Source organism: Aeromonas sp. 3P (assembly GCF_051919745.1).
In the GTDB taxonomy this organism is placed as follows: domain Bacteria; phylum Pseudomonadota; class Gammaproteobacteria; order Enterobacterales; family Aeromonadaceae; genus Aeromonas; species Aeromonas veronii.
In genome coordinates this window covers 590,443-612,610 of sequence record NZ_JBQBED010000001.1, presented here as the reverse complement: position 1 = coordinate 612,610, position 22,168 = coordinate 590,443, and the positions used below count along the sequence as shown (strand labels likewise).

Sequence of the window (22,168 nt, the reverse complement as noted above, 5' to 3'; positions counted from 1 at the left end):
AAAACAGTGGCTGAATTAGAGCAGAGCGGAACCGAAAAGAAAAGGGCCCTGAAAGGGCCCTCGGAAACCGTCGTAACGGATTAATGCAGTGCCGGCTGTACCGCTGGCAGCGCACTCTCCATCACCAGCCATCCGTGCTGATAGAACCACTCGGTGGCAGGACCAAGCAGCAATTCGACAGAGAAAAAGCCGATCAGCCCCAGCACCAATGTGTAGGGCAGCGCCATCCAGACCATGCGGCCATAGGAGAGACGCAGCAGCGGCGCCAATGCCGAGGTGAGCATAAACAGGAAGGCGGCCTGACCATTGGGAGTGGCGACCGACGGCAGGTTGGTACCTGTGTTGATGGCTACCGCCAGCAGATCGAACTGGGCGCGGTCGATGGCACCATTGAGCATGGCCGTCTTCACCTCATTGATGTAGACGGTGCCGACAAAGACGTTGTCACTGACCATGGAGAGCACCCCGTTGGCCAGATAGAAGAGGGCCAGCTGGTTCTCCGGTTTGGCTGCCAGTACCAGCTGGATCACCGGCTTGAACAGCTGCTGATCGATGATGACGGCGACCACGCTGAAGAAGACCGCCAGCAGGGCGGTGAAGGGGAGTGCCTCCTGGAAGGCTTTACCCAGCGAGTGCTCCTCGGTGATCCCGGTCAGGGAGGTGGCCAGCACGATGACCGAGAGGCCAATCAGGCCAACGGCTGCCAGGTGCATGGCCAGACCGACGATCAGCCAGACCGCAATCAATGCCTGAACGATCAGCTTGGCCTTGTCTTGCGGGCTGCGTTTTGCCTCTTCGTAGCGGTTGTACTCCTCCATGATGGCACGCACCGTGTCCGGCAGGCGGGCGCCATAGCCAAACCAGCGGAACTGCTCTACCAGCACGCAGGTCAGCAGACCGCAGATAAAGACGGGGACGGTGACGGGTGACATGCGAATGGCAAATTCGGCGAAGTTCCAGCTGGCTTGCTCGCCGATGATGAGGTTTTGCGGCTCGCCCACCAGGGTGCAGACACCACCCAGCGCGGTACCGATGGCGGCATGCATCATCAGGCTGCGCAGGAAGGCGCGAAAATCATCGAGATCCTGGCGATTGAGCTCGGCGACTTCCTTATCATCGGTATGGTCATGGCTGTGACCAAACTCCTTGCCGGACGAGACCTTGTGATAAATGGCATAAAAGCCGGTGGCGACGCTGATCACCACGGCAATCACGGTCAGGGCATCGAGAAAGGCTGACAGGAAGGCGGAGACCAGACAGAAGGAGAGGGAGAGCAGGATCTTGGAGCGTACGCCGATCAGCAGCTTGGTGAAGACATAGAGCAGCAGCTGCTTCATGAAATAGATGCCTGCCACCATGAACACCAGCAACAGTAGCACTTCGATATTGGCGACCAGCTCGTGCTTGACCTGATCGGCGGAGGTCATGCCGATCAACACGGCTTCGATCGCGAGCAGACCACCCGGTTGCAGGGGGTAGCACTTGAGGGCCATGGCCAGGGTGAAGATAAACTCAACGACCAGTAACCAGCCCGCAATGAAAGGATCAAGGTGGAAGGCAATCGGATTGATCACCAGAAATAGCAAGATGGCGCTTTTATACCACTGTGGTGCATTGCCCAAGAAGTTCTTGGCGAATGCCTGCCCTAGGCTTATTGGCATGATAATGGGTCTCAACTTTGTTGTTAGGATCTGCTTCTATGCAGTCAAGGATGATTCGACCTGTGCCTCCGGATGTTGGCCTTTATCTGTCTGATTCCTCGTGATTTTAATCAAAAAGCGTGACGATTATAAATGATAGCCGATGGATCTCTGCCCATGTGTCTGTTTTATAACCACCTTGTCGGGGTTGGCTGGCTCCCTCGTGGCGATTAGATACATATTCCCAACACTATATTTGCCATATGTGAGCAGAGGACTGACCTTATGCTTGCCAGCCATCATCGCTTTGATATCATTCGTCAGCCTTTTTACGCATTACAACAGAGTCAATTCATGGTTATAAAAGCGCAGAGCCCAGCTGGGTTTGCCGAGGAATACATCATCGAGTCCATCTGGAACAATCGCTTTCCTCCCGGATCTATTCTGCCCGCCGAGCGTGAATTATCCGAGTTGATCGGGGTGACGCGGACGACCTTGCGCGAAGTGCTGCAGCGACTGGCCCGTGATGGCTGGTTGACCATACAGCATGGCAAGCCGACCAAGGTGAACAATTTCTGGGAAACCTCCGGCCTCAATATTCTGGAGACGTTGGCCCGTCTGGATCAGGACAAGGTACCTGATCTGATAGCTCAGCTGCTCTCCGCCCGTACCCATATCTGCACCATCTTTATCCGCGGGGCGATCCGTCACAATCCGGAACAGGCCGCCGAGATCCTGCGTGGCGCCGATGGGGTCGAGAACAACGCACAGGCTTATGCCGAGTTCGATTATCGCCTGCACCACCAGCTGGCGTTTGCTTCCGGCAATCCGATCTACGCCCTGATCCTGAACGGTTTCAAAGGGTTGTACAGCCGGGTCGGCAGCTACTACTTCTCCGACAAGCAGGCCCGCGAGACCGCAGACGCCTACTACAAGACCCTGCTCAATCTGGCGGAGACCAAGAACCACGAAGCCGTGTTCATGACGGTGCGTCAGTACGGTATCGAGTCCGGCAAGCTGTGGACCCGCCTGCGTCAGGACATGCCAAGCGATCTGTGCGACAACTGATCCCTTGCCTGTGCTGTCCAAGAAACGCGCCATCCGGCGCGTTTTTTTATTCTGCCGTGTTTGTGTCTATCCTTGATTGGCGGTGGTAATTGCTTGAACTGCATGGATATTTGGCCAAAAAGCTTGATCCAGCGCAAATGAACCCTGCATTTATCACTTTGGTGGCATAGGACCCAACCGCTGATTGAGGTCAAATGGAGGCATCAAGAGCGGAGCCAATATCCGCCAGAAGGAACACACCTTTCACCGGATGAAGGACACAACAATGAGTCTTCTTGAACACACCATCTGGACAGTACTGGGATATGGGGCCATGCCCTTTATCTTTCTGAGCGGATTCGTGGCGGTGGCAGTGACCTGTTGCATGCTGCTGAATGCGTTCGGGGTACAGTCCGCCGAGAAGTGAGTCGCTTCTCCATGCCGCCAAATGCCAGTCTTCGGACTGGCATTTGTTTTTTGTGTCTTTTAAAGCACTTATCCCGGCAGGGAAGGGGAAATCTTTGGTCAGGATGGTCGAACCTGCCGCCGATTTTGATTACACTGGCGCCCGTATTTCCCACTCACCCTTCTCTTATCAGGTGTTCAAGGTTTTCTATGGCTCTCAAGGCAACCGTATTCAAGGCCCAGATCAGTTTGTCTGATATGGATCGCAATCTTTATCAGGACTTCTCCCTCACGCTGGCGCGCCACCCCTCCGAAACCGATGAGCGGATGATGATCCGGCTGGCGGCCTTTGCCTGGCACGCTGCCGAGCGACTGGAGTTCACCAAGGGATTGAGCGCCGATGACGAACCCGAGCTCTGGTGCAAGAACTACTCGGACGACGTAGAGCTCTGGATCGAGCTGGGCCAACCCGATGAAAAACGGCTGAAAAAGGCCTGTAACCGTGCCCGTCAGGTGGTGCTCTACCTCTACGGTGGTCGTGGTACAGCCGTCTGGTGGAAGCAGAACCAGGGCAAGCTGAGCCAGCATGACAACCTCAGCATCATCGAACTCTCCGACAGCCAGACTCTGCCGCTCACCGCCATGGTCGAGCGCACCATGCAGCTCACCTGCACTATTTCCGATGGTCAGCTCTGGGTAAGCAATGGCGCACTGGAAGTGACGCTGGATCCGGTGGTGCTGATGGGCAAACCGGCCCGCGAACTGTAACGGACGCCGCCCATGTTCAGCGCCTTGCTCAATATCGTCATTCCGGTGTTCGGTGTGGTCGGGCTCGGCGCCCTCTACGGGCGATTGCGACCGGGGGCTGCGCTCGGTTACGTCAATCGGGCCAATATCGAGCTGTTTACCCCAGCGCTGGTCTTCTCCGCGCTGGTCAAGTATCCGCTGGTGCTGGCGGAGCATCTGCCGCTGATTGCGGCGGGGGCGCTGGTTATTCTGTTACCCGGTCTGTTGCTCGCGCTGCTCAAACTCAAAGGAATTGAGCGGGCAGCCCTGATCTTGCCCGCCATGTTCCGAAATACCGGCAATCTCGGTATCCCCTTGATGGTGCTGGCGTTTGGCGAGCAGCAACTGGGGGCCATCGTGATCCTCTTTGTGCTCTCCAATCTGCTGCACTTCTCGGTCGGCATGTTTATTCTCTCGGCCAATACCTCCCGCTGGCTGTGGCTGCGCAGCCCTGTGTTGTGGGCCGCGCTGGCCGGTTTGCTGGTGGCCAACCTGCACATTACGCTGCCGGAATATGTGGTGACCACGGCCTCGCTGCTCGGCCAGATCTCGGTGCCCCTGATGCTCTTTGCGCTGGGTATTCGCCTGATGGAGGGAGAACTCGATCACCTTGGCCTCGCGCTCAAGTGCAACCTGCTCTATCTGCTGGCGGGGGGATTGTCGCTGCTGCTGGCGATCTGGCTGTTGCCGCTCAAGACGGAGTGGATCCCGCTGTTGATGTTGTCGGTTTCCTTGCCCCCTGCGGTCTTGAATTACATGCTCTGCGAGCAGTATCACTGTCAGCCGGACAAGGTGGCCAGTATCGTGCTCGGCGGCAATGCCCTCTCTGTGCTAGTGATCCCGCTGGCGGTCTGGCTGGCACTTCATCTGCCCGGCTAAGCCAGATTGCATCGCTGCGGCGGTGCGACTCACTGGTCTATTGCTTGATCGAACCGAGTCGCAGTAGTTCGCATCTCATCCATGTCATCTCTATTCATCATTGCCTCCGTAATATATCTGTCGACCCGTATCCGACCCTGAGCCCCCGGCCTAACGGCGACAGCTATAGTTGAAAAAGAGCTGACTGACACTGTTTAACCAATGCCAGTGAGGGAAACCGGATGGGCACAAGTGAGCAATCTGATCCTGTGGGGCAGGCAAAATCGCGCTATGACCCGGCATTGCCTACCGGTTATGACTGGCGCAGACACCGCCGTTTTATCCTCAGTGGCGGTGGTTACAAGGCAGAATGCAGCCGTCGCAACTGGTTTTTGGAGTTGCTCAACCCGGTGCCCTATGTGGTAGTGCGCGACATAGCCATCGGCGGCATCGGTATTCTGGGGGCCATACGGTTGAAAGAGGGGGATGAGCTGGTGATTGCCATTCCCTCTGGCGAGAAACTGCGCGGTCTGGTCGTGAGATCCCAGCCAGACCCACTCTTTCCCAAACTCTATCGCACCGGTATTCGTCTGCATCGTTATCCAACGGCCGAGCTGTTTGCCCGCTGGCAAAGTTACATTCAGCCGCAAGATAAAGCGGATTTCGACCATGAGTGCCAAGTCTTGAAACAGGTACGCGGCGCGTGAGCCAGATGCCATTTCAGTGGCTGTTTTCCCTACCTTCAGCATGATTTGTCGATGGATTCCGCAGATCAGCAGGCTTGGCTGTCCCGAGTGGTTTATCTTGCTGCATGTGTTTTCATCTTCATGTTTTTATTGAATTTTATCTGTGCCTCTGAAGTCACGGAGGATACGGATCATTTTCCCTTTTCGTGATCCCCCCCGAAGTAGTTCCCCCTGATATCCCTTAGTATCTGGCCAGCATGACTCCCTTTCGGGGGAGGATAACAAGAACAAAAAGGAATGATGGATGAGATCCGTGAGCAACCAGTGTCTGTTGATGCAGATCCAGCCGACCATCTTGCGCTTTGCCAAGATGCTGGCGAGTGTGCTGCAGCTTGAGGTCGAAATTGTGGATGCCGATATGGTTCGGGTGGCTGGCACCGGGCCCTATGGCAAGTTCTTCGGACGTCAGCTGGAGGGCGACTCCCGCCTGCTGCGCTATGTGATTGATAACCAAAGGGAGAAGATCGTTACCCACACCAGTGATGATCCCGTGTGTGACGGTTGTACCTGCAAGGAGAGCTGCCGTGAGCGCGCCTTCCTCGGGGTGCCCATCATGGTGGACGAGCGCTGCATCGGGGTGATCAGTTTGGTGGCTTTCAGCGACGAGCAGCAGGCGCGCCTCAACAACAATCTGCAGGATGTGTGCGACTATGTGCGCCATATCTCCACCATCTTTGTAGCCAAGCTGCTCGATTCACGCGGGCTGTCGGACGGGGTCAACAAGGTGTTCCTCAATCTGATGACCAACATGGATCAGGGTTGCCTGCTGCTCGATGACAAGAGTCAACTGCTCTACGCCAACGAGGCGGCGCTCCATCATCTGGGTTGCCAGCAGGAACAGCTGCAGGGGCGCGAAGTGGGGATCCGCCCGCTCACCTTCTCCCAACAGGGGCTGAGTGGTCATCTCCAGCACATCATCACCTTTGAAGGTCGTCAGGAGCTGATCATCGGCCAGCTACATCATGTGCAGGGGCAGCAGCTCTTTCTGATGGCCTTTCACCAGTCCCACTCCGGTCAGGTGCAGGAGCCGGATCCGGATGTGCGGATCGATCAGCTGATCGGCGAGAGCAAGCCGATGCGCACCCTCAAGCGGCTACTGCACCGCATCGCCCAGAGTCCCTCCAGCGTGCTGATTTGTGGCGAGAGCGGTACCGGTAAAGAGGTGGTGGCCCGCGCCGTTCATCGCCTGAGTCCGCGGCAGGACAAGCCTTTTATTGCCATCAACTGTGCCGCCATTCCCGAACAACTGCTGGAGAGCGAGCTGTTTGGTTATGTGAAGGGCTCCTTTACCGGTGCCTCCAGCGGTGGCAAACAGGGCCTGATCCAGGCGGCCCATCAGGGCACCCTGTTCCTTGACGAGATTGGCGACATGCCGCTCACCATGCAGGCCAAGCTGCTGCGGGTGCTGGAGCTGCGGGAGGTGACCCCCATCGGGGCCAGCCGACCGGTGCCGGTGGATATTCGCATCATCGCCGCTACTCACCAGCATCTCGATCAATACATCGCCGAAGGGAAGTTTCGTGAAGATCTCTACTATCGCATCAACGTCATCCCCCTCAACCTGCCGCCGCTGCGGGAGCGGGAAGGGGACGTGGAGCTGCTGACCCACTACTTCCTCAACCTGCACACCAGCCGCATTGGCATCGTCTATCCCGGTTTGGCTCCCGAGGTGATGGCGCTGCTCAAGGGGTATCGCTGGCCGGGCAACGTCCGTGAGCTCAGCAACCTCATCGAATATCTGGTCAACGTCAGCCAAGCGGGCGAAGTGATTGACGCCAGTCTGCTGCCCCCCAACATCATCCGCAATCAGGAGCCCCATCGCGTGGCGGCCCAGTCGATCCCGGTGACCGACCTGGATGCGGCGTTCAATGTGCCTGCCACAGCGCCGCTTGCCGCCACGCCGGAGAAACTGCCTGAGCCCGTTCCGGGTGAGAGCGGTCTTGAGAGCATGGAAAAACAGATGATAGAAGAGACCCTGCAGCGGCTTGGCAACAAAAAACTGGCCGCACAGGCGCTGGGGATTGGGATTGCCACCCTCTATCGCAAGATAAAGAAGTACGAGATTGCCGTGCAGAGCTGAAGATCTGGCGGCATCTATCCGGCCCGTGTCGTTTATCGGATGACACGGGTTTTTTTATGGGAACAAGGCTCTGCGCCGTTGCCCGGTCGGTAGTGAACGGATTGGCGGGGCAGGGGAGTGGCTGCATGGAGAATGCAAAAAGCCCGCTCGATGAGCGGGCTTTTTTAATCTGGTGCGTCCTAGTGGATTCGAACCACCGACCCCCACCATGTCAAGGTGATGCTCTAACCAGCTGAGCTAAGGACGCAGGGTGCGCAATGCGACTTTTATTTCTTTATGCAGAAGTGGTGGGTTTAATTGGATTCGAACCAACGACCCCTACCATGTCAAGGTAGTGCTCTAACCAACTGAGCTATAAACCCACATCTGCATTTCTTTCAAACTGAATGGTGCGTCCTAGTGGATTCGAACCACCGACCCCCACCATGTCAAGGTGATGCTCTAACCAGCTGAGCTAAGGACGCATAATCAGTGTTCTGTAATGGTGCGTCCTAGTGGATTCGAACCACCGACCCCCACCATGTCAAGGTGGTGCTCTAACCAGCTGAGCTAAGGACGCATCACAGAAAAGTGGTGGGTTTAATTGGATTCGAACCAACGACCCCTACCATGTCAAGGTAGTGCTCTAACCAACTGAGCTATAAACCCACTTTCTCTTACTTCACTACGCCAGCGCTGCTGACGTGGTCGGCATACTACCCATGCCCCCCAAGGCTGTCAACAGGCCATATGCACAAAGGAGACTGTTTGCCCAGTTCTTGCGCAGCCTGTTGATTTTGCAGGCGAGTTGTCCCTTGCCAAGCCCTGTTACTGGGCTCGCGACAGGGTAGTGCAGGCTTCCGGAGTGGCAAAACGGCCATAGATGTAGCGCAATCTCGCCCCCAGCATCAGGGCCGCGCTGGTGAGACCGACGATAAAGCCGATCCAGAAGCCCTGCGGCCCCATCCGCGGCACCAGCCAGTCGGTCAGACCCAGGATCATGCCGGTGGGCAGCCCCAGTCCCCAGTAGGCGACGATGGTGACGTAGAAGATCGCCTGGGTATCCTTGTAACCGCGTAGTGCGGCGGCCGCGACCACCTGCACCGAGTCGGAGATTTGATAGATGGCGGCGAAGAACAGCAAAATGGCCGCCAGGACGATCACCTGCTGATCATCGGTATAGATGGAGGCGATCTGTTCGCGCAGCAGCACCGTCATGGCGGCAGTAGCAGCGGCGATGGCCATCCCCAGCATCAAGCCGGTGCGAGCCGCTACCCGGGCATGATGGGGCTGCCCTTCACCGATACTGTGGCCGACCCGGATGGTGACACCCACCCCGATGGAGAGGGGCAGCATAAAGACCAGGCTGGAGAAGTTGAGGGCAATCTGGTGGCTCGCCACCGTCTCGGCGCCGAAGGGGGCCAGCATCAGGGCCACCACGGTAAACAGGGTCACCTCGCAGAAGATGGCCATGGCGATGGGGAAGCCCAAGCGGAACAAGCGCCAGATCCGGCTGCCGTTGGGGCGTGCGAGTCGGGAGAAGAGGTTGATCTCCTTGAAATGAGAGAAGAGCTTCACGTAGAGGATCATCGCCAGCAGCATGGCCCACAGCACGATGGCGGTAGCCACGCCACAGCCGACACCGCCGAGCTTTGGCATGCCGAAGTGACCGTGAATGAAGATGTAGTTGGCGGGGATATTGACCGCCAGCCCGACAAAGCCGATTACCATGGTGGGCATGGTGTGGGAGAGACCCTCGCTGAAGTTGCGCAGCACCTGGAACATCACGAAGGCGGGCAGGCCCCACAGGATGGCGTGCAGGTAGCCGGTGGTCTTGGCCGCCATCACCGGCTCCACATCCATGAACTGCAGCGCCAGCGGGCTGTAATAGAGCGCAATCATTGCCAGCGGGGTGACGATGAGTGCCAGCCAGAAGCCCTGATGGACGGCCGGGCGGATTTGATCCCGCTTGCGGGCGCCGTTGAGCTGGGAAACGATGGGGGTGAGCGCCATGATGATCCCCTGCACCAGCAGGATCACCGGTAGCCAGAAGCTGGAGGCCACCGACACGGCGGCCAGATCGACCGCACTCACCTGACCCGCCATCACGGTATCGACGAAGTTCATGGCGACCTGGGCGACCTGGGCGACCAGTATGGGGCTGGCTAGACGGACGAGCTGCTTCGCCTCGGACCAATAACGTTGCACTGACACCTCCGAGTGGATCAGATAGATAGAGTAAAGAGCGGAAATCGGGAAGAGCCTTTGCACACCCGGGCGGGCATGCAAAGGGTGGGGGAGGCATTTTAGCCTGAAATTCATCCAGGACGAAATAGTTGCCGCCCCGGCAGCGGGATCAGGCGTCTTCGTGATCGCTGATCAGCAGGTTGGCTGCCGCATAGGCGGCCTGTTCACGCAGTTCGGCGGGCACCCGCTCATCGGCGGCGACCGCGTTGAGGGCACGGATAGTGGCGGCGATGGCCTTCGGCACGTAGCCCTGCTCGCCGGAGCCAATCTGGTTATAGGCGATACGGATCGCTTCACAGCACTCATAAACCATCATGATTTGCTTCCTTGAAAGTAAAAAGGCGAGCAAATATAGCGGTTTTGCTCCCATTTTGTCAGTCTCGCGGTTGTAATTTGCGGCAAGCCCGTTAGTTTGGTTACCCCCTTTTCCTGTTTCGGCCTCTTTGATGCTGTTCTCTTCGCGCAACTCACTGGCGATCTTTCTGACGCTGTTTGCACTTCTCGCCCTGACGCTTAAGGATGGCGCAGACAAATATCTGGTACTCCATGGCTACTCCGTGATGGAGATGGTCTGGTTTCGCTTCTTTGTTCCTTTCCTCGGTCTGCTGCTGTTATTGCCAAGGCGCACCATGTCGGCGCTGCTGGCGGTGGATCGCTGGCTATTGTTGCGCTCGCTGCTGTTTCTGGTCTGTGCGCTGGTCTCGGTGATTGCGCTGGCCCATGTACCGCTCAACGTCTACACCATCATTTGCCAGCTTGGTTCGCTGGCCTTCGTGGTGGCGGGCGTGATCTTTTTCAGGGAGCGTCTGACCCGGACCAAGGTGGCGGCCGTGCTGCTGGAGTTGTTTGGCGTGCTGGTGGTGACCCATCCTGATGGGGGAGACGCGAACCTCTACTATCTGCTGCCACTGGTCATTGTGCTGGCCAACACCGGCTACAACCTCATCACCAAGCTGGTGGATCCACGTTTGACCACCCTCGATATCCTGATCGTCACCTGCTTCATGCTGGGGATGGTGGCAATGGTTGCACTCTGCTGGCAGCCTGCACTGTGGCACTTCCCTGGGCTTGCTGACTTGCCCTATCTGCTGGCGCTACCAGTGGTGACCCTGCTCTCCCAATATTGCCTTATCAAGGCGATGCAGTATGCGCAGGCCTCTACTCTGGCGCCCTTCTTCTATTTCCAGATCTTTTTTTCTACCCTCTGCGGCTATCTGATGTTTGGTGAAATGCCGACCCTCAGTAGTATGGCGGGGTGTCTGCTCATCGTGCTGGCTGGCATAGTGGTCATCCATTCCCAGCGCCGGGCTCGTGTGCTGGCGCGGTCTGAGGCGGCGGAGCAGGTGTGACAGTTTGTACGAAACGAATTGTGTAAAAACGGATTATGTAAAAGAAGCGGCCACAGGCCGCGATAAAAAACAGAGCGTGTTACCAGAAACAAAGAGGTGATGATGTTTACCGGAATTGTGCAAGGTGTGGCCGAGCTGGTCGCCATCGAAGAGAGTGCTTCATTTCGTACCCACGTGATCCGCATGCCCAGCCGGGAGTGGGGGGAAGGGCTGGCCCTCGGCGCCTCAGTCGCTCACAACGGCTGCTGCCTGACCGTCACCCGTGTCGAGGGGGAGCTGGTCAGCTTCGATCTGATGCAGGAGACCCTGCGCCTGACCAACCTCGGCAAGCTGCAGGTGGGGGACAAGGTCAATGTGGAGCGGGCCGCCCGCTTTGGCGACGAGATCGGCGGTCATGCCATGTCCGGCCATATCATCGGCATGGCAGAGGTTACCTCGGTGATCGATACCCCCAACAACCGTCAGGTGTGGTATCGCCTTGCTCCCGAGCTGATGAAATATGTGCTGACCAAGGGGTACATCGGCATCGATGGCATCAGTCTGACCATAGGTGAGGTGCGCGAGCGGGAGTTCTGCGTCCACCTGATCCCCGAGACCCTGGCCCGCACCAATCTGGGTTGGGTAAAGGCGGGCTGGCAGACCAATATCGAGATCGATCCCCAGACCCAGGCAATCGTCGATACGGTGGAGCGGGTACTGGCGGCGCGCGGGGGTAACTGAAAGGAAACGGCTCGGTGTTAATCGCCTCATAAGCAAGGGCCTGCAGTGTGCAGGCCCTTGTTATTCATATGGTGAAAATATCTACTCAACTTTTTATGACTCGCAGTCACAACATCTGCTCAGCTCTTTGCGACTTGAAGGCACAGCAGCTGCTCGGCTTTTTGTGACTCGTAATCAAAACAGTTGCTCGTCATCCGCATCCACAAACAGCTGCAAACAGTCGCGGGCTTCGTCGCGGTGAAGCCGCAGGTGGATCGGATTGCAACAGGCCATGCAATCTTCGTAAAACTCCTGATCACCCTGGCTGGCATCCAGCTCGACCCGGGTATGGTGACCGCAGTGGGGGCAGACGATGCGCTTGCTGGTGTACTCGATCATGATAACCTCCTCGGGCCCGCGGGCCGCCTGTCTCCCTTGATTCTAGCTGCGCAGGCGCGGGCTAACCGCGAGCAAGCGCACGTTTATGAAGGCGGTATGACAGGGATCAAACCCGGATCGGAAAAGGGGATCAGCAGGCGCTGCCGGGGCAAAAATGGCCCGAAAGTTGGTTTCTAATCGGCGATTTGTAGCTGTTATTGCCAACTACTGGTTGGTAATGGAAGGGGCTGAACGGCGGTTTTTACTGGCGAAAAAGGCCATTTGGCCATCCGGGAGGGGGGCAGCACATCCGGCCGGTTTTCCTCTTGTTGCCGCTAGGTGGGTATCTATCCTTTGGCACCGATTCACCTATAAAAACGGGGCCGCAGGCAGGTATGCCTGCGGCCCCGTGAAGGATGCGAACGGCTGGTGCGGGCGAATTATTTGGCCCAGCTGGCCAGCATTTCACTATTGAGCTCGGCCAGCGAGCCGAGCTGGTAGTTGGCGATGGCCAAGCGTGGGTCACCCACCAAAGCGGGGTCCGGCACGATCAGCGCTGTCATGGAGGCCGCCTTGGCCGCCAGCAGGCCGGTAAAACTGTCTTCGATGGCTAGACAATGGACGGGCTCTACCCCCAGTTTCTCGGCAGCGTGGATATAGACATCCGGGTGCGGTTTGCCGAAACGCTCCACCTCTGCGGAGTGCACCGCCATAAAGCGATCGCGAATGCCGAGTTTGCCGAGCACCGCTTCTACCATCGCAAAGGGGGAGGAGGTCGCCAGACCCACTTTCAGGCCGCGGGCTTCGATAAGGTCGAGCGCCTCCAGCACACCGGCTTTGGCCTGACCTTCGGAGAGGATCAGGGCGTTGACCCGATCCAGAATGCGCTGTACCACCTCTTCCTGAGTTGGGCCGCTCCACGGGCGCAGGCGATACCAGTGGGCAACCAGCTGATCGATGCGCACGCCGATGGTCGACTCACAATCCTCGACGGTGTGGGGGTGACCCAGTTCGGAGAAAACGGCGATCTGGGCCCGTTGCCAAAAGGGTTCCGAGTCGATCAGAACACCATCCATATCGAAGATCACGGCAGCTAACATCTTGTACTCCTGACAAATTTGAAGAGGGGATTATAAGCCTGACGAGCAAATGCAAAAGGGGCATTGCCATGCCCCTTGCGCCCGATCACATCGGCAAACGTTTGTTTTGCTATGGCAAAAAGCCCTTAGAACAGCACCTCGACCTTGGCGGCCACGGCTTTGGCTTTCTCTACCGCATCCTGGCAATCCTCTGCGCGGGCCAGCGCCACGCCAAGACGGCGGCGACCGGCGATCTCCGGTTTGCCAAACAGCCGCAGTTGGGCGCCCGGCACCAGCGCCAACGCCTCACCAATCCCCTGATAGCAGATATTCTGGCTGTGCCCTTCGCGCAGTACCACGGCGGAGGCGCTCGGCCCGTACTGGGTGATGGTGCCGACCGGCAGCCCCAGAATGGCGCGCACGTGCAGGGCGAACTCGGAGAGATCCTGCGAGATCAGGGTCACCATGCCGGTATCGTGGGGGCGGGGAGAGACTTCGCTGAACCACACCTCATCACCCCTGATAAAGAGCTCGACTCCGAACAGGCCGTAACCACCGAGGGCCTCGACCACCTTGGCCGCAACCTCTTTGGAGCGGGCCAGCGCCTGCTCGCTCATCACCTGCGGCTGCCAGGATTCGCGATAGTCGCCATCTTCCTGACGGTGGCCGATAGGAGCGCAGAAGTGAATGCCATCGACGGCGCGTACCGTGAGCAGGGTGATCTCGTACTCGAAGGGAACGAAGCCCTCGACGATCACCTTGCCACGACCGGCGCGGCCGCCTTCCTGGGCGTAGGTCCAGCTCTCATCGAGCTTGGCGAGATCGCGCAGTACACTCTGCCCCTTGCCGGACGAACTCATCACAGGTTTCACCACACATGGCAGGCCGATAGCCTCGACGGCGGCGACAAACTCCTCTTTGCTTTGGGCAAAGCGGTAGGGGGAGGTGGGCAGACCCAGCGTCTCGGCAGCGAGGCGGCGGATCCCTTCCCGGTTCATGGTGAGCTGGGTAGCACGGGCGTTGGGCACTACCTTGACCCCTTCTTGCTCAAGGGCTGCAAGGGTATCGGTGGCAATCGCTTCAATCTCGGGGATGATGAGGTCGGGTTTAACCTCGGCGACCAGGGCACGCAGGGCGTTGCCATCGAGCATATCCAGCACGTGGGCTTTGTGCGCCACCTGCATGGCGGGGGCATTGGGGTAGCGGTCGGCGGCGATCACTTCGATCCCGAAGCGTTGCAACTCGATGGCGACCTCCTTGCCAAGTTCGCCGGAGCCCAGCAGCAGGGCACGGGTGGCGCCGGGGCGGGTTGCGGTTCCAAACATACGATCTCTCCTGATGTCGATGGTCATTGTTGATGATCGCTATCGCACGAATAGCGGACAAAAAAAGAGGCACGCATGGCGTACCTCAGGAAACGGGTTTGTGAGCGCGCTGCTCCAGATGGGTCAGCAAGGTAATGGCGCCAATGATGATAGCGGCGCCAAGCCACAGACGGCCGGGGGGGGCCCAGCCAAATACCAGCCAGCCCGCCAGCACGTTCATCGGCAGCTTGGCAAAATCGAAAGGCTGTACGAAGGAGGCCTCCGCCACGCTGTAGGCGCGAGCGATGGACATCTGGGCCAGCGCCGTCAGCACGCCGGAAGCGGCTACCAGCAGCCACTGGCTCTCGCTTGGCCACTGCCACTCCGGCAGGGCCAGCATGACGTTGAACGGGGTACTGAAAATAAGCAGGTAGACCACTATGGTGTGGGATGATTCGTTGGCTGCCTGATAGCGCACCATCAGGGAGTAACCTGCCCAGAACAGCGCCGCCGCCACCGGCAGTAGGGAGGCCCAGTTGAATTCGTCAGTCCAGGGGGCGAGGATCAGCATGGCGCCGGCAAAGCCCGCCAGGGTGGCCAGAATGCGGGCGCGGCTCACCTGCTCCTTGAGCAGCAGGGCGGAGCCCAGGGTGGCAAACAGCGGTGAGGTCATCAGCAGGGCGATCCCCTGCCAGATGGGGACGGGGTACGCCAGTGCCCAGAGCCAGAGCTGGATGCCGATCACCGCCAGCAATACCCGCAACAGGTGCAACCGGAACTGATTGGTCATCAGGGATTGGCGCAGGCCATGGCGAACCAGCCAGGGCAGCAGGCAGATCAGGGCGATCAGGTATTGATGGAAGGCTACCTGGGTAGAGGCAAGGCCGAGTTTGAAGCTGACATACTGGCTCAGGCTGTTGACGGCGGCGAAGCAGAGTCCTGCCACCATCATCCAGACTGCACCGGCCAAAGGAGAGTGCCTGCGCGAGGGTATCATGGGATCCGGGTCGCTGGAAAAAAGTGCGGCGGATCATAACGGCAATCGTTTGTTCTGCCAAGGGTTGAAGCGCGGCCGCAGGGTTGGCTGGCGAGGAAGTGGCCTTGCATCAAAAAATTTGAACAAGTTGAGCATCTATTTTCGCTATCAGCAAATAAGCACAATGTTTAGAGTGACCTCCATCGACAGCAACGCTGTTCAACCGACAACCAAATGGAGTTTCACCATGGCCAATATCCTCGTACTCAAATCCAGCATCCTGGGTCAATATTCCCAATCCAACGCCCTGATAGACGGTTTCCTGGCTGACCATCAGGATGATGCCGTCACCGTGCGTGATCTGGCGGCCCTCAACTTGCCGGTGCTGGATGGCGAGTTGGCCTCCGGCCTGCGCGGTGGTGACAACCTCAATGAGCGTCAACTGGCGGTGATCGCCCAGTCCGACGAGCTGATTGCCGAACTCAAAGCGAGCGACTTGGTGGTGATTGCGGCCCCCATGTACAACTTTAACATCCCGACCCAGCTGAAAAACTGGATTGATCTGGTGGCTCGCGCTGGCGTCACCTTCCGCTATACCGAGACCGGCCCGGTGGGTATGGTTGAAAATACCCGTGCGCTGGTGAGCAGCCCCCGTGGCGGCATGCACGTTGGCAGCGCCACCGATCTGGTCACCCCCTACATGCGTACCGTGCTCGGTTTCATCGGTATCAAAGAGGTGGATTTCATCTACGCCGAGGGGATGGGGATGGGCCCGGATGCCCAGAGCAAGGGGATGGAAGCGGCCAAAGCGCAGCTTGAGGCTCTGGCTATCTAAGGGCTCTCTCTATAAGGGCTATCTATCCCGTCAGGGGTTATCTCTTCAAGGGGTTGCCCCGCCAGATACAAGAACGCAGCCATCAGGCTGCGTTTGTTTTTGGGCTAGATACGATTGCGACAGACGTTGCTGCTATAGAGGGTATCGCGGCAAGCGGTCGGTATAGACGTTCCGGCGGAGTCACTACTCCATCATAAAGCGACGACAACCACGCACCAGCAGCAATGCCACCGTGACCAGCAGGCCAAGCAAGAGGGTGGTTAGCCACTGTTCGGTACTTTGCGGCAAGTGGGGTGTGAAGAGGCTGATCATCAACAGGGTACAGAGCGTGATCAACAGGCTCTGTCGGGTCATCAATATCATGGGGTCATCCTTGGTTTGCTCACCTGAAACGATTTTAATGCCCTCTTGTGACAGGGTGATGTATCCGTGCATCACCCTGTTGGGGCTCTTCAGACCATATCAGGTTTTTACCGCAGAACCAGCGCCATCACTGGCGCTGTGATCCCGATCCCGCTAGCTCTCTTTATCTGAACTGTTTCTGCGCTGGCTGGTAGTGAAAATCGCCGCTGGCGAGCCGCGCTTCCAGTGCAGTCTGATCGATCTCCTGCGCCTTGCAGAGATCATCAAGATCGTCATAGCGATCTCGCAGCTGCATATTGACGACGCTCAGCAGCATGTTGATGTCCATGGTGGCGAATTTTTTCAAATCCATGATTATTTCTCCCGATCCAGTGATTGCAGCTGCTCGATGGCGGCGCTGACGCTGTGCAGATGCTGGCGGATCGCCTCGCGGGATTCGCTAGGCAGATAGTCGGTCAGGGTATGTTGCCAGCTGCCCGCTTCACTTTTGAGCTGCAGGAAGAGGGCGAGCCCGGCATTGGTGAGGGAGACCAGGCTGATGCGTTTATCCTGCTCGCTGCTCTCGGTAAAGATGATCCCTTTTTCGACCAGACGGCGGATCTCGCGAGAGATGCGCACCTTGTCCATGCCGCTCGCCTCGACCAGCTCTTTCTGGCTGATGGGGTAGTTGGGGCCGAGCACCATCATCAGGCGCCATTGCGGCACGGTCAGCTGGTAACGCTGTTCATAAAACTGTTCGAAGGTATCCCGTAGCATCTCGGCGGCATGTACCAACTGATAGGGCGGGTAGTGAGCGAGTAACGCTATGATTTTTGACATATTACACCCTGCTGTGACGGCTGCATCAGATGCAGTTTCTTTTGATACTTTGACATTGATGATACGAAACTCAAGCTGATTTGTCTGACCCGGTTGCGATGAAATGTGCGGTGGCGCACGCCCTCAAGGAAAAACCGGGTCTGACCGACGGGATTTTAAGCCAACGCTGTTCAGCCTTTACGCAACCAGATGAGGGCGTTCTGCTTGAGCCAGGCCTCACGAGTGTGGATGGCGTAGAGCGCGGCCTCGTCTCGGCTGCCCGCTTGCCAGCTTTGTGGCTCCTGTTTGGGCAGCTTGCGCTGACCCAGCAGGCAGGCCGGAATGTGCGGGTTGGCCTCGATGGCGACCAGCAGATGGGGCTTGGCTGCCTCGGCACCCTCGGTAGCAAAGACCATCAGCGCCTTGTTATAGAGCAACCAGCTGGAGGCTTCATCGAAGCGCACCAGCAGGGCGGCCAACGCCTGCCAATCCCCTTGCAGTGCATAGAGGGTGGAGAGGTTGTAGCGGCAACCCAGCTCATCGGCCACGCAGATTGTCAGCAGCGCCAGATACTCCGCTTTGGCCTCGCCCAGCTTGCCAAGGCGCAGCAGGCAGTCGGCGCGGCCGGCTCTGGCGGCCAGCAGAGGGCGCAGCTCGGGGGCACTCCAGCCGTGGCCGGCGATTTGCTGCCAGAAGGCGTCGTCAAAGAGCGGAGTGGCATCGGCGATGATCTTCTCGAACCAGCCGAGGCGGGCCTGATGATCGCGGCAGTTGTCGGCCAGCTCGAACCAGGTCTGCCACTGTTGGGCCTGCTCGCCATTGAGGACGACATCGGTGCTGGGGGCGGCCTGATACTGGTCGAGGTTGAGTAACTGGTTGAGGGCGGTTTTCATGTTCTGGCGCTGGCGTTTGCAGAACTCGACAAAGGGAAGCTCGCTGGCGGCGGCGCTATAGAGCATCTGGGCCATCTGCTTGTCGCGAAACAGGCTCAGCTCGGCGGCCAGACTGAAGCGGTACTGGGTGGTCGGGTCGTTCAAATCCTTCGGCTTGGGCCAGGTGGCAAAACCCATGCTGAAGCCATAACACCATTGACCGAGGGGGTGGCTCTGTTCGAACACCTGCTCGGGGTTATCGCTGGGCAGGCGGCACTGGCTGGGCAGGGCCAGCTGGGCGTCGTCGGCTTGGGATTCCAGCTCGGCGATCAGGTGGTTGAGGGCTTCTGCGCTTTTTTCATCCAACTCGGCATCCTGTTCCAGCAGACCAGCCAGCGGGTGTTGCCAGTCAGGGGTCTCTGGCCCCACCAGACGAGCACAGAGAAAACCGTGCAGGGCCGGGTAGGTCATGTCCTGATCGCTGTGGCTCTGGATCCATTGATTAAGATGGCGGGTACGAGTGGATGGGTTCATCGACAGTTCCTCTGGATTTGAACAGCCGCGAAGTCTACCTAAAAGTGGGGTTATTTGCAGCAAATGGCCGCCTGTTTGGCGATTTAATCACCATTGGCGGATAAGATAGGAGCGAAAGGGCGGCTCGTGGTGGCTTGGGGACTAGGCCGGATCACCGCTCTTGAGGTAACATGCGCGCCCATAGGGGCCATGTTCAGTTGGCCCATCCGGGTAATGAAAAAAGAGAGCACCATGATACAGATTGGCAAGATGAACACCCTCACCGTTGTTGAACTCGAAGACCGTGGCGCCTGGCTTGCGGCCGATGAGTACGGTGAACTGCTGCTGCCCAAGCGTCAACTGCCGGAAGGGGTGAAAGAGGGGGATAGCGTGCAGGTCTTCCTCTATCTGGATGCCGATTGCGAACCGGTGATCACCACCGACAAGCCATTTGCCATGGTGGACGAATTTGCCGGTCTGAAAGTGGTCAATGCCAACAAGATTGGTGCCTTCCTCGACTGGGGCATGAAAAAGGATCTGTTTGTGCCCAGCCGTGAGCAGAACAAGCCGATGCAGGTGGGCCACGTTTATCTGGTGCGTCTGCAACTGGATAACGAAGGGCGCATGGTCGGCACCAGCCGCATCGAGCGTTTCCTGACCCCGGCCGGCAGCAACTTCAAGGTTGGTGACGAAGTGACCGCGCTGCCGGGTGAGCACTCGCCCCTTGGCATCAAGGTGATCGTCAACGGTCAGTATCCCGGCATGCTGTTCAAGAACGAAGTGTTTGGCCGGGTGATGACCGGTCGGCCGCAAACCGCCTGGGTCAAGCAGGTACGCGAAGATGGCAAGCTCGATCTGACCCTGCAAAAGCCTGGTCTGGCGCGGGTTGATGACGCTGGTGAACGCATTCTGAGCCGGATGAAAAAGCAGGGCGGCAGTCTGGCGGTGGGTGACAAGAGCGAACCCGAGCTCATCTACAAGCTGTTCAGCATGAGCAAGGGCACCTTCAAGAAGGCGATCGGTGGCCTCTACAAGCAGGGCAAGATTGTCATCGAAGATAACGCTATTACCCTGACCGATGCCGGTGCCGCGCAGGTACAAGCAGGCGAGCAGGCGCAGGATAGCGAATAAGATGCCGAGCCCCTGTGTTGGCCTCTGCAAGGCGAAAGATGGGCTTTGCCTTGGTTGTGGCCGTACCTTGACCGAGATCGGCCACTGGTCGGCGATGGATAGCAAGGCCCAGCTGGCGGTGATGGCCGAGCTGAATGGCTCGAAAAGCACCCACCGCTGTCCGGGTTGTGGCGAACCGGCCTATTGCGCCGTCTCTGCCGGTCAGACCATCGCCCAGTGCTGGTGCAGCCAGTTGCCGGTATTGCCGATGCAGGAGGCCAGCGCTTGCTGGTGCCGCCGCTGTCTGGCCAAGGCCATCGCGGCGCAGGATTAGCAGAGAACAGAAATAAAAGAGCATAGAAACAAGAAAGGCGCCGATGGCGCCTTTTTTATGCCTGCTGCTGGCGATGCCAGCGCACATGCACTTGATCTTCGGTCAACAGACGGGGCAGCAGGAAGGTGGCGAAGATCACCTCAAACTCATCCTGATGATCCAGCAAACCGACCCACACTTCGACCCAGCGCTCCATATCAACCGGCTCACCCAGCTCGGTCGACCAGTCGGCATTGGGCAGGGTCGCCTCCACGGCGCCACGCTGCTCAAACTCCAGGGTGATGTCGACAATTTGTTCGGGGGCCAGCATATCGGCGGCCTGCTCAAGAAACTGATCATAGGCCCATTCGACCAGCTGATCCGGGGTACGCTGTTCCATGAAATCACTCCAGATACATCGAGGTTCGCTACTGTAACAATTATTGGCTGTGGCGGCCAGACCAGTACGCCGGGCGTGGCTGGCCTGTCCAAGTTGCCGTTGGGGGAGTATGGTTAAGGCGCGGATCATCTGGCAGGGAGTGAGGGGATGAAGCAGCGGGGACGGCGGCAACAGATCAAGCGACGGCGCGAGGCCTGGTGGTGGCACTATCTGCCGCTCCACCGCGAGACGATGGGCGGCCATTTAGGCCCACCGGAGAAACCCGATGAGCCCTGAGGATCAGTCGGCCTGATGCACCCGATTGAGGGTGATCTGGCCCAGTTGACCCATCTGGCGGCGGATCCAGACCGAGCGCTTCTGCACATAGGGTGAAGGAGGCTTGACCCGATAGCGCCACGGATTGGGCAGGGCGGCGGCCAGCAGGGATGACTCGTAGCGGGTCAAGCGGCTGGCCGGTTTGCCAAAGTAGGTGCGGGCAGCGGCTTCGGCACCATAGATGCCGGGGCCGAACTCCACGATATTGAGATAGACCTCGAGAATGCGGGCCTTGTCCCAACCCAGTTCCATCAGCAGGGTAAACCAGGCCTCCAGCCCCTTGCGCAGGAAGCTGCGATCACTCCACATAAAGAGGTTCTTGGCGGTCTGCTGGCTGAGGGTGCTGGCGCCGCGCACCCGTTCGCTGTGCTGGTTGTGCTTGAGTGCGGCGTTGATGGCATCCATGTCAAAGCCGTTGTGCTCGGCAAAGCGCTGATCCTCGGCGGCGATCACCGCCAGTTGCAGCTCCTTGGAGATGGACTTCAGATCTACCCATTCATGGCGCACCTGGGTGATCTTGGCGGGCGGAAACAGAGCCCGCTCGATACGCCAGCTCCACATCGGCGGATCGATAAAACGCAGCAAGGCGACCGAGCCGACCGAGCAGAGCAGCCCGACCAGCGCAATCTTGCCTGCCCACCTCAACACCCGGCGCCCAAGCGATACAGATGGACGTTCAGGGGCCACAGAGTCAGGGTCAGACTCCCACTGATAGTGGCTGGGATCATCGGGATCCGGAATTATTGGGGCAGCCATTCGATGTGGCAGAACTTCTCGTCAACACGGCGGGAGAGCAGCATGCGGGCAAACAGGTGCTCATACTCTTGTTCTTCATTGCCAAGGCCAACCCAGATCTCGGCATAGTCGGTGTCGCTCACCGCAAATCCCACGTCCGCTTCCCAGTCATCGGCCGGATCGGTTTCGGCCAGCAGGCCGCGATCGTTGAACTCCTGATTGAAGCGGGCGATCTCCTGCTCCGGCAGGTTGTCAGAGGCCAGCTCCATAAAGAGTTCGAGGGCGGTATCGAGCAGTTCCTCGACGCTGTGCATTTCGTCATTCATAGACATAAGCGGTCT

The 22,168-nt window shown here is 58.3% G+C and carries 25 protein-coding genes and 5 tRNA genes; 11 read left to right on the top strand and 19 right to left on the bottom strand.

Features of this window, described 5'->3' with window-relative positions:
- Nucleotides 1–80 precede the first annotated feature (80 nt).
- Complete coding sequence (gene nhaB / locus ACTG19_RS02740) at nt 81–1,661, bottom strand: Na(+)/H(+) antiporter NhaB (protein WP_064338053.1); 1,581 nt, start codon at nt 1,659–1,661, stop codon at nt 81–83.
- 333 nt (nt 1,662–1,994) lie between these two features.
- Here nhaB and fadR point away from each other — a divergent pair, with 333 nt between their 5' ends.
- The 6 genes from fadR (at nt 1,995) to ACTG19_RS02710 (ending at nt 7,562) form a co-directional block, all read left to right on the top strand.
- A complete protein-coding gene (fadR, locus tag ACTG19_RS02735; RefSeq protein WP_026034983.1) occupies nt 1,995–2,708 on the top strand; it encodes a fatty acid metabolism transcriptional regulator FadR in 714 nt (237 codons plus the stop codon).
- A 265-nt stretch (nt 2,709–2,973) separates the two neighbouring features.
- Nucleotides 2,974–3,114, top strand: coding sequence for a TIGR02808 family protein (locus tag ACTG19_RS02730; RefSeq protein WP_005345965.1), 141 nt, complete (start codon nt 2,974–2,976; stop codon nt 3,112–3,114).
- Nucleotides 3,115–3,302: 188 nt separating this feature from the next.
- Nucleotides 3,303–3,860, top strand: a complete 558-nt coding sequence (locus ACTG19_RS02725) for a YaeQ family protein (RefSeq protein WP_439988693.1) — start codon at nt 3,303–3,305, stop codon at nt 3,858–3,860.
- Between the two features lie 12 nt (nt 3,861–3,872).
- Nucleotides 3,873–4,757 (top strand): AEC family transporter, encoded by an 885-nt coding sequence (locus tag ACTG19_RS02720; RefSeq protein WP_201946795.1) that lies wholly within the window; start codon nt 3,873–3,875, stop codon nt 4,755–4,757.
- A gap of 221 nt (nt 4,758–4,978) precedes the next feature.
- Entirely contained in the window at nt 4,979–5,443 is a 465-nt protein-coding gene (locus ACTG19_RS02715) for a hypothetical protein (protein ID WP_021229454.1), read from the top strand.
- Nucleotides 5,444–5,726: 283 nt separating this feature from the next.
- Entirely contained in the window at nt 5,727–7,562 is a 1,836-nt protein-coding gene (locus ACTG19_RS02710) for a sigma 54-interacting transcriptional regulator (RefSeq protein WP_101530828.1), read from the top strand.
- A 170-nt stretch (nt 7,563–7,732) separates the two neighbouring features.
- On the opposite strand, the gene ACTG19_RS02705 is transcribed toward ACTG19_RS02710, so the two are convergent.
- From ACTG19_RS02705 to ACTG19_RS02675, 7 genes are all read right to left on the bottom strand, one after another.
- Nucleotides 7,733–7,809 (bottom strand) — tRNA-Val (locus ACTG19_RS02705).
- 38 nt (nt 7,810–7,847) lie between these two features.
- Nucleotides 7,848–7,924: transfer RNA gene (locus ACTG19_RS02700), tRNA-Val, on the bottom strand.
- Nucleotides 7,925–7,949: 25 nt separating this feature from the next.
- Nucleotides 7,950–8,026: transfer RNA gene (locus ACTG19_RS02695), tRNA-Val, on the bottom strand.
- 18 nt (nt 8,027–8,044) lie between these two features.
- Nucleotides 8,045–8,121, bottom strand: a tRNA-Val gene (locus ACTG19_RS02690).
- Between the two features lie 12 nt (nt 8,122–8,133).
- Nucleotides 8,134–8,210 (bottom strand) — tRNA-Val (locus tag ACTG19_RS02685).
- 159 nt (nt 8,211–8,369) lie between these two features.
- Complete coding sequence (locus ACTG19_RS02680) at nt 8,370–9,749, bottom strand: MATE family efflux transporter (protein WP_439988692.1); 1,380 nt, start codon at nt 9,747–9,749, stop codon at nt 8,370–8,372.
- 148 nt (nt 9,750–9,897) lie between these two features.
- Nucleotides 9,898–10,104: a YaeP family protein gene (locus tag ACTG19_RS02675; protein ID WP_005352334.1), complete on the bottom strand. Its 207-nt coding sequence runs from the start codon at nt 10,102–10,104 to the stop codon at nt 9,898–9,900.
- 130 nt (nt 10,105–10,234) lie between these two features.
- Here ACTG19_RS02675 and ACTG19_RS02670 point away from each other — a divergent pair, with 130 nt between their 5' ends.
- Both ACTG19_RS02670 and ACTG19_RS02665 read left to right on the top strand, forming a co-directional pair.
- Complete coding sequence (locus ACTG19_RS02670; RefSeq protein WP_439988691.1) at nt 10,235–11,137, top strand: DMT family transporter; 903 nt, start codon at nt 10,235–10,237, stop codon at nt 11,135–11,137.
- A 102-nt stretch (nt 11,138–11,239) separates the two neighbouring features.
- Nucleotides 11,240–11,857, top strand: coding sequence for a riboflavin synthase subunit alpha (locus tag ACTG19_RS02665; RefSeq protein WP_167556565.1), 618 nt, complete (start codon nt 11,240–11,242; stop codon nt 11,855–11,857).
- A 174-nt stretch (nt 11,858–12,031) separates the two neighbouring features.
- On the opposite strand, the gene ACTG19_RS02660 is transcribed toward ACTG19_RS02665, so the two are convergent.
- The 4 genes from ACTG19_RS02660 to ACTG19_RS02645 form a co-directional block, all read right to left on the bottom strand.
- Complete coding sequence (locus ACTG19_RS02660; protein WP_005336871.1) at nt 12,032–12,235, bottom strand: CPXCG motif-containing cysteine-rich protein; 204 nt, start codon at nt 12,233–12,235, stop codon at nt 12,032–12,034.
- 419 nt (nt 12,236–12,654) lie between these two features.
- On the bottom strand, nt 12,655–13,314 hold the full coding sequence (gene hxpB, locus ACTG19_RS02655; protein WP_421312164.1) for a hexitol phosphatase HxpB: 660 nt from the start codon (nt 13,312–13,314) through the stop codon (nt 12,655–12,657).
- Nucleotides 13,315–13,439: 125 nt separating this feature from the next.
- On the bottom strand, nt 13,440–14,618 hold the full coding sequence (purT, locus tag ACTG19_RS02650; RefSeq protein WP_421312162.1) for a formate-dependent phosphoribosylglycinamide formyltransferase: 1,179 nt from the start codon (nt 14,616–14,618) through the stop codon (nt 13,440–13,442).
- Between the two features lie 85 nt (nt 14,619–14,703).
- Nucleotides 14,704–15,594, bottom strand: coding sequence for a DMT family transporter (locus tag ACTG19_RS02645; protein WP_101530832.1), 891 nt, complete (start codon nt 15,592–15,594; stop codon nt 14,704–14,706).
- Between the two features lie 226 nt (nt 15,595–15,820).
- Here ACTG19_RS02645 and ACTG19_RS02640 point away from each other — a divergent pair, with 226 nt between their 5' ends.
- Nucleotides 15,821–16,408, top strand: coding sequence for an FMN-dependent NADH-azoreductase (locus tag ACTG19_RS02640; protein ID WP_439988690.1), 588 nt, complete (start codon nt 15,821–15,823; stop codon nt 16,406–16,408).
- Nucleotides 16,409–16,591: 183 nt separating this feature from the next.
- Here the strand turns inward: ACTG19_RS02640 and ACTG19_RS02635 are convergent, their stop codons facing one another.
- From ACTG19_RS02635 to ACTG19_RS02620, 4 genes are all read right to left on the bottom strand, one after another.
- Complete coding sequence (locus tag ACTG19_RS02635) at nt 16,592–16,771, bottom strand: hypothetical protein (RefSeq protein WP_005345799.1); 180 nt, start codon at nt 16,769–16,771, stop codon at nt 16,592–16,594.
- Nucleotides 16,772–16,934: 163 nt separating this feature from the next.
- The gene (locus ACTG19_RS02630; RefSeq protein ID WP_257724851.1) at nt 16,935–17,123 is read right to left on the bottom strand and encodes a DUF4250 domain-containing protein; all 189 of its coding nucleotides are present in this window, start codon (nt 17,121–17,123) and stop codon (nt 16,935–16,937) included.
- 2 nt (nt 17,124–17,125) lie between these two features.
- The gene (locus ACTG19_RS02625) at nt 17,126–17,590 is read right to left on the bottom strand and encodes a MarR family winged helix-turn-helix transcriptional regulator (RefSeq protein WP_005336856.1); all 465 of its coding nucleotides are present in this window, start codon (nt 17,588–17,590) and stop codon (nt 17,126–17,128) included.
- Between the two features lie 170 nt (nt 17,591–17,760).
- The gene (locus ACTG19_RS02620; RefSeq protein WP_439988689.1) at nt 17,761–18,975 is read right to left on the bottom strand and encodes a UPF0149 family protein; all 1,215 of its coding nucleotides are present in this window, start codon (nt 18,973–18,975) and stop codon (nt 17,761–17,763) included.
- A gap of 231 nt (nt 18,976–19,206) precedes the next feature.
- Between ACTG19_RS02620 and ACTG19_RS02615 the strand changes: the two genes are divergently transcribed.
- Both ACTG19_RS02615 and ACTG19_RS02610 read left to right on the top strand, forming a co-directional pair.
- On the top strand, nt 19,207–20,085 hold the full coding sequence (locus ACTG19_RS02615) for a CvfB family protein (RefSeq protein ID WP_005345791.1): 879 nt from the start codon (nt 19,207–19,209) through the stop codon (nt 20,083–20,085).
- 1 nt (nt 20,086) lies between these two features.
- Entirely contained in the window at nt 20,087–20,398 is a 312-nt protein-coding gene (locus ACTG19_RS02610; protein ID WP_005360950.1) for a DUF1289 domain-containing protein, read from the top strand.
- A 55-nt stretch (nt 20,399–20,453) separates the two neighbouring features.
- Here the strand turns inward: ACTG19_RS02610 and ACTG19_RS02605 are convergent, their stop codons facing one another.
- The 3 genes from ACTG19_RS02605 to ACTG19_RS02595 form a co-directional block, all read right to left on the bottom strand.
- A complete protein-coding gene (locus ACTG19_RS02605) occupies nt 20,454–20,777 on the bottom strand; it encodes an HI1450 family dsDNA-mimic protein (RefSeq protein WP_005336851.1) in 324 nt (107 codons plus the stop codon).
- 279 nt (nt 20,778–21,056) lie between these two features.
- Nucleotides 21,057–21,848 (bottom strand): monofunctional biosynthetic peptidoglycan transglycosylase, encoded by a 792-nt coding sequence (gene mtgA, locus ACTG19_RS02600; RefSeq protein ID WP_439988688.1) that lies wholly within the window; start codon nt 21,846–21,848, stop codon nt 21,057–21,059.
- Nucleotides 21,833–22,159 carry an HI1450 family dsDNA-mimic protein gene (locus ACTG19_RS02595; RefSeq protein WP_005352317.1) on the bottom strand — a complete coding sequence of 109 codons (327 nt, stop codon included), beginning with the start codon at nt 22,157–22,159 and terminating at the stop codon, nt 21,833–21,835. Before ACTG19_RS02595 ends, mtgA begins: the two co-directional genes overlap by 16 nt.
- Between the last annotated feature and the right edge of the window lie 9 nt (nt 22,160–22,168).

Bases quoted from the DNA above. Each gene is read 5' to 3' on its own strand.
- fadR (WP_026034983.1), top strand. From the start codon at position 1,995: ATGGTTATAAAAGCGCAGAGCCCAGCTGGGTTTGCCGAGGAATACATC.
- ACTG19_RS02660 (WP_005336871.1), bottom strand. From the start codon at position 12,235: ATGATCGAGTACACCAGCAAGCGCATCGTCTGCCCCCACTGCGGTCAC.
- ACTG19_RS02610 (WP_005360950.1), top strand. From the start codon at position 20,087: ATGCCGAGCCCCTGTGTTGGCCTCTGCAAGGCGAAAGATGGGCTTTGC.
- ACTG19_RS02605 (WP_005336851.1), bottom strand. From the start codon at position 20,777: ATGGAACAGCGTACCCCGGATCAGCTGGTCGAATGGGCCTATGATCAG.
- ACTG19_RS02640 (WP_439988690.1), top strand. From the start codon at position 15,821: ATGGCCAATATCCTCGTACTCAAATCCAGCATCCTGGGTCAATATTCC.
- ACTG19_RS02710 (WP_101530828.1), top strand. From the start codon at position 5,727: ATGAGATCCGTGAGCAACCAGTGTCTGTTGATGCAGATCCAGCCGACC.
- ACTG19_RS02630 (WP_257724851.1), bottom strand. From the start codon at position 17,123: ATGGATTTGAAAAAATTCGCCACCATGGACATCAACATGCTGCTGAGC.
- purT (WP_421312162.1), bottom strand. From the start codon at position 14,618: ATGTTTGGAACCGCAACCCGCCCCGGCGCCACCCGTGCCCTGCTGCTG.
- ACTG19_RS02645 (WP_101530832.1), bottom strand. From the start codon at position 15,594: ATGATACCCTCGCGCAGGCACTCTCCTTTGGCCGGTGCAGTCTGGATG.
- ACTG19_RS02730 (WP_005345965.1), top strand. From the start codon at position 2,974: ATGAGTCTTCTTGAACACACCATCTGGACAGTACTGGGATATGGGGCC.
- ACTG19_RS02625 (WP_005336856.1), bottom strand. From the start codon at position 17,590: ATGTCAAAAATCATAGCGTTACTCGCTCACTACCCGCCCTATCAGTTG.
- ACTG19_RS02715 (WP_021229454.1), top strand. From the start codon at position 4,979: ATGGGCACAAGTGAGCAATCTGATCCTGTGGGGCAGGCAAAATCGCGC.
- ACTG19_RS02720 (WP_201946795.1), top strand. From the start codon at position 3,873: ATGTTCAGCGCCTTGCTCAATATCGTCATTCCGGTGTTCGGTGTGGTC.
- nhaB (WP_064338053.1), bottom strand. From the start codon at position 1,661: ATGCCAATAAGCCTAGGGCAGGCATTCGCCAAGAACTTCTTGGGCAAT.
- ACTG19_RS02675 (WP_005352334.1), bottom strand. From the start codon at position 10,104: ATGATGGTTTATGAGTGCTGTGAAGCGATCCGTATCGCCTATAACCAG.
- mtgA (WP_439988688.1), bottom strand. From the start codon at position 21,848: ATGGCTGCCCCAATAATTCCGGATCCCGATGATCCCAGCCACTATCAG.
- hxpB (WP_421312164.1), bottom strand. From the start codon at position 13,314: ATGTTAGCTGCCGTGATCTTCGATATGGATGGTGTTCTGATCGACTCG.
- ACTG19_RS02725 (WP_439988693.1), top strand. From the start codon at position 3,303: ATGGCTCTCAAGGCAACCGTATTCAAGGCCCAGATCAGTTTGTCTGAT.
- ACTG19_RS02615 (WP_005345791.1), top strand. From the start codon at position 19,207: ATGATACAGATTGGCAAGATGAACACCCTCACCGTTGTTGAACTCGAA.
- ACTG19_RS02620 (WP_439988689.1), bottom strand. From the start codon at position 18,975: ATGAACCCATCCACTCGTACCCGCCATCTTAATCAATGGATCCAGAGC.
- ACTG19_RS02635 (WP_005345799.1), bottom strand. From the start codon at position 16,771: ATGATATTGATGACCCGACAGAGCCTGTTGATCACGCTCTGTACCCTG.
- ACTG19_RS02665 (WP_167556565.1), top strand. From the start codon at position 11,240: ATGTTTACCGGAATTGTGCAAGGTGTGGCCGAGCTGGTCGCCATCGAA.
- ACTG19_RS02595 (WP_005352317.1), bottom strand. From the start codon at position 22,159: ATGTCTATGAATGACGAAATGCACAGCGTCGAGGAACTGCTCGATACC.
- ACTG19_RS02670 (WP_439988691.1), top strand. From the start codon at position 10,235: ATGCTGTTCTCTTCGCGCAACTCACTGGCGATCTTTCTGACGCTGTTT.